23 protein-coding genes are annotated in these 13,703 nt (G+C 67.0%); all 23 read right to left on the bottom strand.

What is annotated here, in order from left to right:
• Positions 1-74 precede the first annotated feature (74 nt).
• A complete protein-coding gene (gene rplO / locus IEZ06_RS02835) occupies positions 75-530 on the bottom strand; it encodes a 50S ribosomal protein L15 (protein WP_068896550.1) in 456 nt (151 codons plus the stop codon).
• 1 nt (position 531) lies between these two features.
• Positions 532-714, bottom strand: a complete 183-nt coding sequence (rpmD, locus tag IEZ06_RS02840; RefSeq protein WP_068896549.1) for a 50S ribosomal protein L30 — start codon at positions 712-714, stop codon at positions 532-534.
• Positions 715-717: 3 nt separating this feature from the next.
• A complete protein-coding gene (gene rpsE, locus IEZ06_RS02845; RefSeq protein WP_068896548.1) occupies positions 718-1,350 on the bottom strand; it encodes a 30S ribosomal protein S5 in 633 nt (210 codons plus the stop codon).
• A 61-nt stretch (positions 1,351-1,411) separates the two neighbouring features.
• Positions 1,412-1,795, bottom strand: a complete 384-nt coding sequence (gene rplR, locus IEZ06_RS02850) for a 50S ribosomal protein L18 (RefSeq protein WP_189235071.1) — start codon at positions 1,793-1,795, stop codon at positions 1,412-1,414.
• Between the two features lie 2 nt (positions 1,796-1,797).
• Positions 1,798-2,340, bottom strand: coding sequence for a 50S ribosomal protein L6 (gene rplF, locus IEZ06_RS02855; RefSeq protein ID WP_068896546.1), 543 nt, complete (start codon positions 2,338-2,340; stop codon positions 1,798-1,800).
• 16 nt (positions 2,341-2,356) lie between these two features.
• Complete coding sequence (gene rpsH, locus IEZ06_RS02860) at positions 2,357-2,755, bottom strand: 30S ribosomal protein S8 (RefSeq protein ID WP_068896545.1); 399 nt, start codon at positions 2,753-2,755, stop codon at positions 2,357-2,359.
• 147 nt (positions 2,756-2,902) lie between these two features.
• Positions 2,903-3,088, bottom strand: a complete 186-nt coding sequence (locus tag IEZ06_RS02865; protein ID WP_012887844.1) for a type Z 30S ribosomal protein S14 — start codon at positions 3,086-3,088, stop codon at positions 2,903-2,905.
• Positions 3,089-3,090: 2 nt separating this feature from the next.
• Positions 3,091-3,660, bottom strand: a complete 570-nt coding sequence (gene rplE, locus IEZ06_RS02870; RefSeq protein WP_068896543.1) for a 50S ribosomal protein L5 — start codon at positions 3,658-3,660, stop codon at positions 3,091-3,093.
• A complete protein-coding gene (rplX, locus tag IEZ06_RS02875) occupies positions 3,660-3,950 on the bottom strand; it encodes a 50S ribosomal protein L24 (RefSeq protein WP_196467823.1) in 291 nt (96 codons plus the stop codon). The genes rplE and rplX overlap by 1 nt, the downstream gene beginning before the upstream one ends.
• A 9-nt stretch (positions 3,951-3,959) precedes the next feature.
• Positions 3,960-4,328 (bottom strand): 50S ribosomal protein L14, encoded by a 369-nt coding sequence (gene rplN / locus IEZ06_RS02880; RefSeq protein ID WP_068896541.1) that lies wholly within the window; start codon positions 4,326-4,328, stop codon positions 3,960-3,962.
• Positions 4,329-4,593: 265 nt separating this feature from the next.
• Positions 4,594-4,875, bottom strand: a complete 282-nt coding sequence (gene rpsQ / locus IEZ06_RS02885) for a 30S ribosomal protein S17 (RefSeq protein WP_068896540.1) — start codon at positions 4,873-4,875, stop codon at positions 4,594-4,596.
• On the bottom strand, positions 4,868-5,104 hold the full coding sequence (gene rpmC / locus IEZ06_RS02890; RefSeq protein WP_026214152.1) for a 50S ribosomal protein L29: 237 nt from the start codon (positions 5,102-5,104) through the stop codon (positions 4,868-4,870). The genes rpsQ and rpmC overlap by 8 nt, the downstream gene beginning before the upstream one ends.
• The gene (rplP, locus tag IEZ06_RS02895) at positions 5,104-5,523 is read right to left on the bottom strand and encodes a 50S ribosomal protein L16 (protein WP_068896539.1); all 420 of its coding nucleotides are present in this window, start codon (positions 5,521-5,523) and stop codon (positions 5,104-5,106) included. Before rplP ends, rpmC begins: the two co-directional genes overlap by 1 nt.
• A 2-nt stretch (positions 5,524-5,525) precedes the next feature.
• Complete coding sequence (rpsC, locus tag IEZ06_RS02900) at positions 5,526-6,386, bottom strand: 30S ribosomal protein S3 (protein WP_068896538.1); 861 nt, start codon at positions 6,384-6,386, stop codon at positions 5,526-5,528.
• Entirely contained in the window at positions 6,386-6,739 is a 354-nt protein-coding gene (gene rplV / locus IEZ06_RS02905) for a 50S ribosomal protein L22 (protein ID WP_068896537.1), read from the bottom strand. The genes rpsC and rplV overlap by 1 nt, the downstream gene beginning before the upstream one ends.
• A gap of 114 nt (positions 6,740-6,853) precedes the next feature.
• Complete coding sequence (gene rpsS / locus IEZ06_RS02910) at positions 6,854-7,132, bottom strand: 30S ribosomal protein S19 (RefSeq protein ID WP_068896536.1); 279 nt, start codon at positions 7,130-7,132, stop codon at positions 6,854-6,856.
• A gap of 11 nt (positions 7,133-7,143) precedes the next feature.
• Positions 7,144-7,980, bottom strand: a complete 837-nt coding sequence (gene rplB, locus IEZ06_RS02915; protein WP_068896535.1) for a 50S ribosomal protein L2 — start codon at positions 7,978-7,980, stop codon at positions 7,144-7,146.
• 89 nt (positions 7,981-8,069) lie between these two features.
• A complete protein-coding gene (gene rplW, locus IEZ06_RS02920) occupies positions 8,070-8,369 on the bottom strand; it encodes a 50S ribosomal protein L23 (RefSeq protein ID WP_189235072.1) in 300 nt (99 codons plus the stop codon).
• Positions 8,369-9,016 (bottom strand): 50S ribosomal protein L4, encoded by a 648-nt coding sequence (gene rplD, locus IEZ06_RS02925; RefSeq protein WP_189235073.1) that lies wholly within the window; start codon positions 9,014-9,016, stop codon positions 8,369-8,371. The genes rplW and rplD overlap by 1 nt, the downstream gene beginning before the upstream one ends.
• Entirely contained in the window at positions 9,013-9,666 is a 654-nt protein-coding gene (gene rplC, locus IEZ06_RS02930; RefSeq protein ID WP_189235074.1) for a 50S ribosomal protein L3, read from the bottom strand. The genes rplD and rplC overlap by 4 nt, the downstream gene beginning before the upstream one ends.
• A 14-nt stretch (positions 9,667-9,680) precedes the next feature.
• A complete protein-coding gene (gene rpsJ / locus IEZ06_RS02935; protein WP_030912931.1) occupies positions 9,681-9,989 on the bottom strand; it encodes a 30S ribosomal protein S10 in 309 nt (102 codons plus the stop codon).
• Between the two features lie 292 nt (positions 9,990-10,281).
• Positions 10,282-11,475, bottom strand: coding sequence for an elongation factor Tu (gene tuf, locus IEZ06_RS02940; protein WP_068896531.1), 1,194 nt, complete (start codon positions 11,473-11,475; stop codon positions 10,282-10,284).
• A gap of 93 nt (positions 11,476-11,568) precedes the next feature.
• Positions 11,569-13,617: an elongation factor G gene (gene fusA / locus IEZ06_RS02945; RefSeq protein ID WP_229797745.1), complete on the bottom strand. Its 2,049-nt coding sequence runs from the start codon at positions 13,615-13,617 to the stop codon at positions 11,569-11,571.
• Positions 13,618-13,703 lie beyond the last annotated feature (86 nt).

Genomic DNA, 13,703 nt, shown 5'->3' on the forward strand with positions numbered 1-13,703 from the left:
CTCATTGTCCAGCGAACTCTAACGCACCGCGGGCGCGGAGGCCCAGAAGGGCCCCCGCGCCACGTGATTGATGCCTACAGCTCGGAGGCGGAGCCCCCGGCAGCGGCGATCTTCTCCTTGGCGCTGGCGGAGAAGGCGTGCGCCTGCACGTTCAACGCCACGGAGATCTCGCCGGTTCCCAGAACCTTCACGAGCTGGTTCTTGCGGACCGCACCCCGGGCGACCATGGCCTCGACGGTGACGTCGCCACCCTCGGGGAACAGCTCGCCGAGCCGGTCCAGGTTGACGACCTGGTAGGTCGTCTTGAACAGGGCGTTGGAGAAGCCCTTGTACTTGGGCAGACGGCGCTGGAGCGGGACCTGGCCGCCCTCGAAGCCGAGGGGGACCGTGTTCCGGGACCGCGTGCCCTTGGTGCCACGACCGGCGGTCTTGCCCTTGGACGCCTCGCCGCGGCCCTTGCGGACCTTCGACTTGTTGGCGCCCGGAGCCGGCCGCAGGTGGTGGATGCGGAGCGGAGTGTTCTCTGCCATGTCAGTCGACCTCTTCCACGGTGACCAGGTGCGTCACCACGGAGACCATGCCGCGGATCTCCGGGCGGTCCTCCTTGACGACGACGTCGCCGATGCGCTTCAGACCCAGCGAGCGCAGCGAGTCGCGCTGGTTCTGCTTGCCGCCGATCTTCGAGCGGACCTGAGTGATCTTCAGGCGTGCCATCGACTAGCTCACCGCCTTCGCCGCCGCGGCCTCTGCGATGCCCTCGGCGCGAGCCTTGAGCATCGCCTTGGGAGCGACGTCCTCGATCGGCAGGCCGCGACGGGCCGCGATCTCCTCGGGGCGGCTGAGGCCCTTCAGAGCGGCCACCGTGGCGTGCACGATGTTGATCGGGTTGTCCGAGCCGAGCGACTTGGACAGGACGTCGTGGATACCGGCGCACTCCAGCACGGCGCGCACCGGACCACCGGCGATGACACCGGTACCCGGCGAGGCCGGACGCAGGAAGACGACGCCGGCGGCCTCTTCACCCTGCACGATGTGCGGGATGGTGCCCTGGATGCGGGGCACCCGGAAGAAGTGCTTCTTCGCCTCTTCGACGCCCTTGGCGATGGCCGCGGGGACTTCCTTGGCCTTGCCGTAACCGACACCGACCATGCCGTTACCGTCACCGACGATAACCAGGGCGGTGAAGCTGAAGCGACGACCACCCTTCACGACCTTGGCCACTCGGTTGATCTTCACGACGCGCTCGATGTACGAGACGCCCTTGTCAGCGCTGCCACCGCGGCGGTCGTCACGACGACCGTCACGCCGCTCGCCACCGGCGGCGCCACCGCGACGCGGAGCTCCGGCCATCAGTGGTTCCTCTTCTCATTCGTCATACGGGCCATCAGGTGCGATCCTCGGGACGGAGTCATCAGAACTCCAGCCCGCCTTCGCGTGCGCTGTCCGCGAGGGCCGCGAGGCGGCCTGCGTAGCGGTTGCCACCGCGGTCGAACACGACCGCGGAGATACCGGCAGCCTTGGCCCGCTGAGCGATGAGCTCGCCGACCTGCTTCGCCTTGTCGGTCTTGGCGCCCTCGGCCGCGCGCAGCGAGCTCTCCATGGTGGAGGCGCTCACCAGCGTGTGGCCCTGGGTGTCGTCGACGATCTGCACGAACAGGTGTCGGGTGGAGCGGTTGACGACCAGGCGCGGACGCGCGGCCGTGCCGACCACCTTCTTGCGGACTCGGCCGTGGCGGCGGGCCCGCGAGACGGCGCGGGCGGCCGTGTGCTTGCCGAACGCAGTCTTGCCAGCCATGCCTACTTACCAGCCTTTCCGACCTTGCGGCGGATAACTTCACCCTGGTAGCGCACGCCCTTGCCCTTGTACGGGTCGGGCTTGCGCAGCTTGCGGATGTTCGCGGCGATCTCGCCGACCTTCTGCTTGTCGATGCCGTCCACGTGGAACAGCGTCGGCTTCTCGACGCGGAAGGTGACGCCCTCGGGGGCGTCCACGATCACCGGGTGACTGAAACCGAGGGCGAACTCGAGCTGAGTCGGGCCCTTGGCCTGGACGCGGTAACCGACGCCCACGATCTCCAGGGTCTTGGAGAATCCCTGGGTCACGCCCGTCACCATGTTGGCGATCAGCGTGCGGGACAGACCGTGGAGCGCACGGACCTTGTTCTCGTCGCTGGGACGCGTGACGGCGACAGTGCCGTCCTCCGCCCGAGCGACCTCGATCGGCTCCGCCACCGTGTGCGAGAGCGTGCCCTTGGGGCCCTTGACCGTGACATCCCGACCGTCGATGGTGACGTCGACGCCGCTCGGTACAGGGATGGGCAGCCGTCCGATTCTCGACATGCTGTATGCCTCCCTTCTACCAAACGTAGGCGAGGACTTCCCCGCCCACACCACGCTTGCCGGCCTGCTTGTCGGTCATGAGGCCACCGGACGTCGAGATGATCGCGACGCCCAGTCCGCCCAGGACTCGAGGCAGGTTGTCCTTCTTTGCATAGACCCGCAGGCCGGGCTTGGAAACCCGGCGCAGGCCCGCGAGCGAACGCTCACGGTTCGGCCCGAACTTGAGCTCCACCACGAGGTTCTTTCCGACCTTGGCGTCCTCGACGCTCCAGGCCTGGATGTAACCCTCCTGCTGGAGGATCTCGGCGATGTGCGCCTTGATCTTCGAGTACGGCATGGCCACGGTGTCGTGGTACGCCGAGTTCGCGTTTCGCAGACGCGTCAGCATGTCTGCGATCGGGTCGGTCATCGTCATGGCCGGTGGCCTTCCTCACCGCGGTTTCCCCAGGGGACCTACGGTGCGGTCATGGGCGCTTTCTTCGAACAGCGCCCGGTGAATATGACTTCTCTGGTACGGCCGGCGCCGCGCGGCCCCGCGACGGATCGCGGGGACCGCACGCGGCTACCAGCTCGACTTGGTGATGCCGGGCAGCTCGCCCCGGTGCGCCATCTCACGGAAGCAGATGCGGCACAGGCCGAACTTCCTGTACACGGCGCGGGGACGGCCACAGCGCGAGCACCGGGTGTAGGCCCGGACCTCGAACTTGGCCTTGCGAGCAGCCTTGACCTTGAGCGACGTCTTCGCCATGATCAGGCCTCCTTGAAGGGGAAGCCGAGGTGCTTCAGCAGCGCCCGGCCCTGGTCGTCGGTCTTGGCGGTGGTCACGACCGTGATGTCCATGCCACGCTGCCGGTCGACCTTGTCCTGGTCGATCTCGTGGAACATGACCTGCTCGGTGAGACCGAAGGTGTAGTTGCCGTTGCCGTCGAACTGCTTCGGCGACAGGCCGCGGAAGTCGCGGATACGGGGAAGCGCCAGGGACAGCAGACGGTCCAGGAACTCCCACATGCGGTCGCCGCGCAGCGTGACGTGCGCACCGATCGGCATGCCCTCGCGCAGCTTGAACTGGGCGATGGACTTGCGGGCCCGCACGACGGCCGGCTTCTGACCGGTGATGACCGTGAGGTCGCGGACGGCGCCCTCGATCAGCTTGGAGTCGCGGGCCGCCTCACCGACACCCATGTTCACCTTGATCTTGGTGATCGTGGGGATCAGCATGACGTTCTCGAACCCGAACTCCTCCTGCAGCTTCGCGGCGATCTCCTCGCGGTAACGCTGCTTGAGGCGAGGGAGCGTGCGCTCTTCAGAGGTGGCAGTCATCAGTTGTCCTCACCCGACTCGTCGGCCTTCTTGTCGGCCTTCTTGGCGGGCTTCTCGTCATCCTTGAGCTTCTTGACGTTGCTCACGTGGATGGGAGCCTCCATGGTCTGCACGCCGCCGGTCTTGGCGCCGCGCGGGCCCTGCAGGCTCTCCTTGGCGTGCTTCTTGATCATGTTGACGCCTTCGACCACCACGCGGTCCTCGCGCGGGAGGGCGGCGATCACACGACCCTTGGCACCCTTGTCCTTGCCGGCGATGACCTGGACCAGGTCACCCTTCTTCACATGCAGCTTCGACATTTACAACACCTCCGGCGCGAGCGAGATGATGCGCATGAACTTCTTGTCACGCAGCTCGCGGCCGACGGGACCGAAGATACGCGTGCCGCGAGGGTCACCGCTGTCCTTGATGATGACGGCGGCGTTCTCGTCGAAGCGGATGTAGGAGCCGTCGGGCCGGCGGCGCTCCTTGACAGTGCGGACGACGACGGCCTTGACCACGTCGCCCTTCTTCACGGTGCCGCCGGGAATGGCGTCCTTGACAGTGGCGACGATGATGTCGCCGATACCGGCGTAGCGCCGACCCGAGCCGCCGAGCACCCGGATGCAGAGGACTTCCTTCGCACCCGTGTTGTCGGCGACCTTGAGTCGCGACTCCTGCTGGATCACGTCTACTCCTGTTTGTCTCGCCGGTTCTCGCCTCAGGCGGGCGAGCCTTGCGGAACCTACTGTGGTCTTTTTCCCCCGGCGACAGTCCGTCCGCCCAGATCCGCCGCACCCCGCACCGCAGCCGGTCCGTCGTGTGACGCACCGGCCCGTCCGAGGCCCGGTCTCCCTGGCCGGCGACCGCCGCCGCAGGCGGTGCGGGGGCTGGCCCCACACCCTTGGACGCCGTCGTGGGGGGTGGACCTGCCACCCCCCACGAGGCGCGTTGCTACTTGGCCTTCTCGAGGATCTCGACGACCCGCCAGCGCTTGCTGGCCGACAGCGGCCGGGTCTCCATCAGGAGGACGCGGTCGCCGACGCCGCAGCTGTTGGCCTCGTCGTGCGCCTTGTACTTGGTCGTCCTGCGGATGACCTTGCCGTACAGGCGGTGCTTGACGCGGTCCTCGACGGCGACGACGACAGTCTTGTCCATCTTGTCGCTGACGACCAGACCCTCGCGGGTCTTGCGGTAGTTCCGCGCCTCGGTCGTGCTCTCAGTTGCTTCAGCCATCGCTCGACTCCTTCTCAACCGTCACAATGCCGAGCTCCCGCTCGCGCATCACGGTGTAGATACGGGCGATCTCGCGGCGGACGGCGCGCAGCCGCCCGTGGCTCTCCAACTGGCCGGTCGCGGCCTGGAAGCGGAGGTTGAACAGCTCCTCCTTGGCTTCCTTCAGCTTCTGGACCAGGGTGTCCTGGTCCTCCACCCGCAGCTCACCGGCGGTCAGGCCCTTAGCCATCACGCCTCACCCACTTCACGCTTAACGACCTTGCACTTCATCGGGAGCTTGTGGATCGCCCGCTTCAGCGCCTCACGGGCCACCGGCTCGGCGACACCGGAGAGCTCGAACATGACGCGACCGGGCTTGACGTTGGCGATCCACCACTCCGGCGAACCCTTACCGGAACCCATGCGGGTCTCGGCCGGCTTCTTGGTGAGCGGACGGTCCGGGTAGATGTTGATCCAGACCTTGCCGCCACGCTTGATGTGGCGGGTCATCGCGATACGAGCCGACTCGATCTGGCGGTTGGTCACGTAGGAGTGCTCAAGCGCCTGAATGCCGTACTCGCCGAACACGACGCGCGTGCCGCCCTTGGCGGCGCCGCTGCGGTCGGGCCGGTGCTGCTTGCGGTGCTTGACCCTGCGCGGGATCAGCATGGTCAGCTCCCTTCAGCACCCGGCTGCGCAGCCGGGCCGGTCTCGGGGGCGGCCTGCGAAGCCGCCTCGGTCCTGGGTGCACGGTCGCCGCGGCCGCCGCCACGACGGGGACGGTCGCCACCGGCGCCGCCGCCACGACGGGGACGGTCGCCACCGGCGCCGCCGCCACGACGGTCGTCACGCTCGCGACGCTGGCCCGCACGGGCGCCGGCGGCAGCCGCCTCACGCTCGGCGCGGCTGGTCGGAGCCTCACCCTTGTAGATCCATACCTTCACGCCGATGCGGCCGAAGGTGGTACGGGCCTCGTACAGGCCGTAGTCGATGTCCGCGCGGAGCGTGTGCAGGGGCACGCGGCCCTCGCGGTAGAACTCCGAGCGGGACATCTCGGCGCCGCCCAGACGACCGGAGCACTGCACCCGGATGCCCTTGGCGCCGCTCTTCATGGCCGACTGCATGGCCTTGCGCATGGCCCGCCGGAACGAGACACGGCTGGACAGCTGCTCGGCCACGCCCTGGGCGACGAGCTGGGCGTCGATCTCAGGGTTCTTGACCTCGAGGATGTTCAGCTGGACCTGCTTCTTGGTCAGCTTCTCGAGGTCGCCCCGGATCCGGTCCGCCTCGGCGCCGCGGCGGCCGATGACGATGCCCGGGCGGGCGGTGTGGATGTCGACCTGAACCCGGTCGGTGGTCCGCTCGATCTCGACCTTGGAAATGCCGGCCCGCTCCATGCCCTTCTTCAGCATGCGGCGGATCGCCACGTCCTCGGCCACGTACGACTTGTAGAGCTTGTCGGCGTACCACCGGCTCTTGAAGTCGGTCGTGATGCCGAGGCGGAACCCGTGCGGGTTGACCTTCTGACCCACTAGCGGGTCCTCCCCTTCGGCTCGCGGGACTCCACGATCACGGTGATGTGGCTGGTCCGCTTGTTGATCCGATAGGCACGACCCTGGGCGCGGGGACGGAACCGCTTCAGGGTGGGGCCCTCGTCGACCCAGGCACGGCTCACGACGAGCGTGTCACGGTCGAGGTTGAAGTTGTGCTCCGCGTTCGCAATGGCGCTGGACAGCACCTTGTACACGGTCTCGCTCGCCGACTGGGGAGCGAACTGCAGCACGGCCTGCGCCTCCGAAGCGGGCAGCCCGCGAATGAGGTCCACCACGCGGCGGGCCTTCATGGGCGTGTGGCGCGCGAATCGCACCTGAGCCCTGGCTTCCATCGCTTACTCCTCTTACCTTCTGCTTCGTATGGGGCGAGTCCGCCTCGCCTTGCCCCGACCGGTACGGCTCTCGCCCCCCGGCCGTTCCCGGCTCGGCTTCCTCTCCCCAGGCGCTTATCGCCGGCTGCGGCGGTCTTCCTTGACGTGGCTGCGGAAGGTCCGCGTGGGCGCGAACTCACCGAGCTTGTGACCGATCATCGCCTCGGTGACGAACACCGGGACGTGCTTGCGGCCGTCGTGGACGGCGATCGTGTGACCGATCATGTCGGGCACGATCATGGAGCGCCGCGACCACGTCTTGATGACGTTCTTGGTGCCCTTCTCGTTCTGAGCGTCCACCTTCTTCTGAAGGTGGTCGTCCACGAAGGGACCCTTCTTAAGGCTACGTGGCATTTCGGCTGCTCCTACCGCTTCTTCCGCTTGGTCCGACGACGGATGATCAGGCGGTCGCTGGCCTTGTTCGCCGCACGGGTCCGTCCCTCGGGCTTGCCCTTGGGGTTGACCGGGTGACGACCGCCGGACGTCTTGCCCTCACCACCACCGTGCGGGTGGTCGACCGGGTTCATCGCGACACCGCGGACGGTGGGGCGCTTGCCCTTCCACCGCATACGGCCGGCCTTACCCCAGTTGATGTTGCCCTGCTCGGCGTTGCCGACCTGGCCGATGGAGGCCCGGCAGCGCACGTCGACCTGGCGCATTTCGCCGGAGGGCATACGCAGCGTGGCGTACTGGCCCTCCTTGGCGAGCAGCTGGATCTGCGCACCGGCGGACCGGCCCAGCTTGGCGCCGCCACCCGGACGGAGCTCCACCGCGTGGATGAAGGTACCGGTCGGGATGTTGCGCAGCGGGAGGCAGTTACCCGGCTTGATGTCGGCCGCAGGGCCGTTCTCGATCTTGTCGCCCTGCTTGAGGCCGGTCGGGCAGAGGATGTAGCGCTTCTCCCCGTCGGCGTAGTGCAGCAGCGCGATCCGGGAGGTGCGGTTCGGGTCGTACTCGATGTGAGCGACCTTGGCCGGGATCCCGTCCTTGTCGTGGCGCCGGAAGTCGATGATCCGGTAGGCGCGCTTGTGACCGCCGCCCTGGTGGCGGGTGGTGACCCGGCCGTGGACGTTGCGGCCGCCCTTGCTGTGCAGCGGGGCGAGCAGCGACTTCTCGGGCGTGCTGCGGGTGATCTCGGCGAAGTCCGAGACACTCGAGCCGCGGCGACCCGGGGTCGTCGGCTTGTACTTACGGATGCCCATCTTTTTCGTTCATCCTTTGTCGGTTGATCCGGCCGAATGCCCCCGCCTCCCGGCGGGGGCGCTCGGCGCGTCACTTACTGGCGAGCGGTTCAGCCCTGACCGAAGATGTCGATCCGGTCGCCCTCGGCCAGGCTCACGATCGCACGCTTGGTGCTCGGGCGCTGACCGTAGCCGAACTTGGTCCGCTTGCGCTTGCCCTGGCGGTTGATGGTGTTGACGCTCGCCACCTTGACGCCGAAGATCTGCTCAATGGCGATCTTGACCTGCGTCTTGTTGGCCGTCTTCCGCACCAGGAACGTGTACTTGTTGTGCTCGTCGATCAGGCCGTAGCTCTTCTCGGAGACAACCGGCTTGATGATGATGTCGCGCGGGTCGGCGATCTTCTCCATCAGGCGTCTTCCTTCCCGCTCTTGCTCAGCCGCGTGACGACCTGGTCGTACGCCGCCTGAGTGAAAACGACGTCGTCGTAGCAGAGCACGTCGTACGTGTTGAGCTGCCCGGCGTCCAGCAGGTGGACCTCCGGGGCGTTGCGCAGGCTCATCCAGGTGAGCTCGTCGCCCTCGTCGACGACGACCAGGACGCTACGAGCCTGCGTGATCTTCCGCAGCGACTCGAGGGCCGCCTTGGTCTTGGGGGTCTCGCTGGAGACCAGGCCGCTGACCACGTGGACGCGGCCGCCGTTCGCCCTGTCGGAGAGGGCGCCGCGCAGCGCGGCGGCCTTCATCTTCTTGGGGGTCCGCTGCGAGTAGTCGCGCGGGACCGGGCCGTGGACGGTGCCGCCGCCGGTGAACTGCGGGGCGCGGGTCGAACCCTGGCGGGCGCGGCCGGTGCCCTTCTGGCGGTACGGCTTCTTGCCGCCACCGCTGACCTCACCGCGGGTCTTGGCCTTGTGGGTGCCCTGCCGGCGAGCGGCGAGCTGGGCCACGACCACCTGGTGGATCAGCGGGACGTTGACCTTGGCCCCGAAGATGTCCTCGGGCAGGTCGACCGAGCCGGCCTTCGTGCCGCTGGCGTCGAGGACGTCAATGGTGCTCACTTGGCAGCCCCCTTCTTGGCAGCGGTGCGGATGAGGACCAGGCTGCCGTTGGCGCCGGGAACCGCACCCTTGATGAGGATGAGGCCCTTCTCAGCGTCCACGGCGTGGACCTTCAGGCTCTGGACGGTGGTGCGGACGTTGCCCATCCGACCGGCCATGCGCAGGCCCTTGAAGACGCGGCCCGGGGTGGCGCAGCCACCGATGGAGCCCGGCGAGCGGTGCTTGCGCTGGGTACCGTGCGAGGCGCCCAGACCGCCGAAGCCGTGGCGCTTCATGACACCGGCGAAGCCCTTGCCCTTGCTCTTGCCCGTCACGTCGACGAACTGGCCGGCCTCGAAGGCGTCGGCCGAGATCTCCTGGCCGATGGTGTAGTCGGCCGCGTCGTCCGTACGGATCTCCGTGAAGTAACGGCGCGGGGTGATGTCGTGCTTGCGCAGGTAGTCGCCGAGCGGCTTGTTGACCTTCCGCGGGTCGACCTGTCCGAAGCCGAGCTGGACGGCGGAGTAGCCGTCCTTCTCGGGGGTGCGGACGCGGGTCACGACGCACGGACCGGCCTCGACCACGGTCACCGGGACCATGCGGTTGTCCGCGTCGAAGACCTGGGTCATGCCGAGCTTCTTGCCCAGGACGCCCTTGATCTGCTTAGCCATGTCAGTGCGTTCCCTCAGAGCTTGATCGAGATGTCAACGCCGGCGGGGAGGTCGAGTCGCATGAGCGAGTCGACCGTCTTCGGCGTCGGGTCGATGATGTCAATCAGCCGCTTGTGCGTGCGCATCTCGAAGTGCTCGCGGCTGTCCTTGTACTTGTGCGGCGAGCGGATGACGCAGTACACGTTCTTCTCCGTCGGCAGCGGAACCGGGCCCGCGACCTTAGCGCCAGTCCGCGTCACCGTCTCGACGATCTTCTTGGCCGAAACGTCGATGACCTCGTGGTCATAGGCCTTGAGCCGAATGCGGATCTTCTGTCCCGCCATAATGGCCTCGGTGTCCTTCGCTGTCGTCTGAAAAAGTTACATGCGGCCGGCGGCCGCTATATGCGGATCCGGGCCCGTCGCGCCTTCCGGCGGTCCGGCCCGTCTCCTGTCCCCACGTAGCAGACGTTCGAGATCTGCGCTTTCTTCCGTGATCTGGCAGTCGCTTCGGTCACATCCGGCCGAAGCAGCTGCGAGATCACGGTTCGTGGGTTGCGTGCGGGGCCACGGGAGCCCCGCGCGGCGCGGCGACCGGCTCGTTCTCGCGAGAGCCGGCCGCCGCCCCGTGGTCGTACTACTTGAGGATCTTGGTGACGTTGCCCGCACCGACGGTGCGGCCACCCTCACGGATCGCGAACTTGAGGCCTTCCTCCATCGCGATCGGCTGGATGAGCTGGACGGTCATCTCGGTGTTGTCACCGGGCATGACCATCTCGGTGCCCTCGGGGAGGTTCACGACACCGGTCACGTCAGTCGTACGGAAGTAGAACTGCGGACGGTAGTTGTTGAAGAACGGCGTGTGGCGGCCGCCCTCGTCCTTGGCCAGGATGTAGACCTGGGCCTCGAACTCGGTGTGCGGGGTGGTCGTGCCCGGCTTGATGATGCACTGGCCGCGCTCGACGTCCTCACGCTTGATGCCGCGCAGGAGCAGACCGACGTTGTCACCGGCCTGGCCCTCGTCGAGCAGCTTGCGGAACATCTCGACGCCGGTGACCGTGGTGGTGGTCTTCTCCTGCTTGATGCCGATGATGTCGACGGTCTCGTTGACCTTGACGATGCCGCGCTCGATACGGCCGGTCACGACGGTGCCGCGGCCGGTGATCGAGAAGACGTCCTCGATCGGCATCAGGAACGGCTTGTCGACGTCACGGGTCGGCTCGGGCACGTTCTCGTCGACGGCGGTCATCAGCTCGATGATGCTGTCGCCCCACTTCTGGTCGCCCTCGAGGGCCTTCAGAGCGGAGACGCGCACGACCGGCAGGTCGTCGCCCGGGAACTCCTGAGCCGAGAGCAGCTCGCGGACCTCGAGCTCGACGAGCTCCAGGATCTCCTCGTCGTCGACCATGTCGGCCTTGTTGAGGGCCACGACGATGTAGGGGACGCCGACCTGGCGGGCCAGGAGGACGTGCTCCTTCGTCTGCGGCATCGGACCGTCGGTGGCGGCGACCACGAGGATCGCGCCGTCCATCTGGGCCGCACCGGTGATCATGTTCTTGACGTAGTCGGCGTGACCGGGGCAGTCCACGTGGGCGTAGTGGCGCTTCTCGGTCTGGTACTCGACGTGGGCGATGGAGATCGTGATACCACGAGCCTTCTCCTCGGGCGCCTTGTCGATCTTGTCGAACGGGGTCGCCTCGTTGAGCTCAGGGAAACGCTCGTGGAGCACCTTGGTGATCGCCGCGGTCAGAGTGGTCTTGCCGTGGTCGATGTGCCCAATGGTGCCGATGTTTACGTGCGGCTTGGTCCGCTCGAACTTGGCCTTGGCCACTGGTCTGTCTCCTTAGAGATTCTGACTTGACTTTCGTCTTTTCACTCGGGTTCGGGGAGGCCGGCCTCCTTCGGAGACCGGCCTGGCAGGCAACTACTCGCCCCGGACCTTCGCGACGATCTCCTTGGCGATGTGCTGGGGCACTTCCGCGTAGGAGTCGAACTGCATGCTGAAGCTCGCACGTCCCTGCGTCTTGCTACGGAGGTCGCCCACGTAGCCGAACATCTCAGAGAGCGGCACGATCGCCTGGACGACACGGGCGCCTGCGCGCTCGTCCATCGCCCGGATCTGCCCGCGGCGACCGTTGAGGTCGCCGATGACGTCACCCATGTAGTCCTCGGGGCTGATGACCTCGACGGCCATCACCGGCTCCAGGATTACGGCGTCCGCCTTGCGCGCGGCCTCCTTGAAGGCCATCGAGCCAGCGATCTTGAAGGCCATTTCGGACGAGTCCACCTCGTGGTAGGCACCGTCCTGCAGGGTGACCTTCACCCCGACCATGGGGTAACCGGCGAGAACACCGAACTCGGCGGCCTCCTGGGCACCCGCGTCGACCGAGGGGATGTACTCCCGCGGGATGCGGCCACCGGAGACCTTGTTCTCGAACTCGTACCCGTCGTTGCCCTCGCCCAGCGGCTCAATGTCGATGATGACCTTGGCGAACTGGCCGGAACCACCGGTCTGCTTCTTGTGGACGTAGTCGACCTTCTCCACCTTGCGGCGGATGGTCTCCCGGTAGGCCACCTGCGGCCGGCCGACGTTGGCCTCGACCTTGAACTCGCGACGCATCCGGTCGACGAGGATCTCCAGGTGAAGCTCGCCCATGCCCCAGATGACCGTCTGACCGGTCTCCTCGTCCCGGCGGACCTGGAAGGACGGGTCCTCCTCGGCCAGCCGCTGGATGGCGGTGCTGAGCTTCTCCTGGTCGCTCTTCGTCTTGGGCTCGATCGCGACGTTGATGACCGGGGCCGGGAACGTCATCGACTCCAGGACGACCGGGTGGGCCGGGTCGCACAGGGTGTCACCGGTGGTGGTGTCCTTCAGGCCCATCACGGCGACGATCTGACCGGCGTGCGCGGACGGGCGCTCCTCGCGCTTGTTCGCGTGCATCTGGTAGATCTTGCCGATCCGCTCCTTCTTGCCCTTCACCGAGTTGACCACAGCGGTGCCGGTCTCGAGCGTGCCCGAGTAGATGCGGATGTAGGTGAGCCGGCCCAGGTGCGGGTCGCTCATGATCTTGAAGGCCAGTGCGGAGAACGGCTCGTTGACGTCCGCGTGACGCTCGACGAGCTCCTCCTCGTTGCCGGCCGCGTGGCCCTTGAAGGCCGGGATGTCGGTCGGCGCGGGGAGGTAGGCGACGATCGCGTCGAGCAGGGGCTGGATGCCCTTGTTCTTGAACGCGGTGCCGGTCAGGACCGGGTTGATGGCGCTGGCCAGCGTGGCGCGGCGGATGGCCGCGACCAGCTGCTCCTCGGTGGGCTCGACGCCCTCGAGGAAGAGCTCCATCAGCTCGTCGTCGTTCTCGGCGACGGTCTCGACGAGCTTGTCACGCCACTCGCGGGCAGCCTCGGCGTGATCCGCCGGGATGTCCACGACCTCGTACATCTCGCCCTTGGCCGCCTCGGCGCTCCAGAGCAGGCCCTTCATCTTCACCAGGTCGATGACGCCCTTGAAGCCGGCCTCGACGCCCCAGGGAAGCTGGATGACGGCGGGCGTGGCGTTCAGGCGGTTGACCATCATGTCGACACAGCGGTGGAACTCCGCGCCGACCCGGTCCATCTTGTTGACGAAGCAGATGCGCGGCACGCCGTAGCCGTCGGCCTGACGCCACACCGTCTCGGACTGGGGCTCGACACCCGCCACACCGTCGAACACGGCGACGGCACCGTCGAGGACGCGCAGCGAGCGCTCCACCTCGATGGTGAAGTCCACGTGACCCGGAGTGTCGATGATGTTGATCGTGTGGCCGAGCCATTCGCAGGTGGTGGCAGCGGAGGTGATGGTGATACCACGCTCCTGCTCCTGCTCCATCCAGTCCATGGTGGCTGCGCCCTCGTGGACTTCACCGATCTTGTACGTGATACCGGTGTAGAACAGGATGCGCTCGGTCGTCGTGGTCTTGCCCGCGTCGATGTGGGCCATGATCCCGATGTTGCGGACCTTGGCCAGGTCAAGAGCGGTCGTGGTGGCCACTTCTCTCGCGTCCTCGTCGTCTCGTCGAACCCGCT

The sequence above is a fragment of the Planomonospora antibiotica genome (assembly GCF_014647955.1).
Classification (GTDB): Bacteria; Actinomycetota; Actinomycetes; order Streptosporangiales; family Streptosporangiaceae; genus Planomonospora; species Planomonospora parontospora.